The 295-nt window shown below is 66.1% G+C and carries 1 protein-coding gene; it reads left to right on the top strand.

What is annotated here, in order from left to right; genetic code table 11:
• Positions 1–261, top strand: a 261-nt coding sequence (locus E5W70_RS15180) for a diguanylate cyclase (RefSeq protein ID WP_292659424.1), incomplete at its 5' end; no start/stop codon positions are given.
• Between the last annotated feature and the right edge of the window lie 34 nt (positions 262–295).

Raw genomic sequence — 295 nt, 5'->3', positions numbered from 1 at the left:
CTCGCCAGGCTGCTGGGCGAAACCGTCAGGCAAGCGGTCAAGACGTCCGCGAGCACCAGCCGGTTCGACATCACCGTCAGCGCCGGCATCTCGACGGTCAGCGAGACGACTCGTTGCCTTGCCGATCTCTTCGCGCTCGCCGACCAGCGCCTCTACAAGGCCAAATCGACGGGACGTGATCGCGTTGTCGGCGAACCGGGCGGCAGCGAAGCAGACGGCCGCAACACATGGACCAGGCCGGAACGCAGCGCCGGCGGGTAACGCTACCCTGGCCTGCGATTGGCTCAATCAGGAT

The sequence above is a fragment of the Mesorhizobium sp. genome (genome assembly GCF_005063415.1).
Taxonomy (GTDB): Bacteria; Pseudomonadota; Alphaproteobacteria; order Rhizobiales; family Rhizobiaceae; genus Mesorhizobium.
This window is presented reverse-complemented; position numbering and strand designations above follow the sequence as displayed.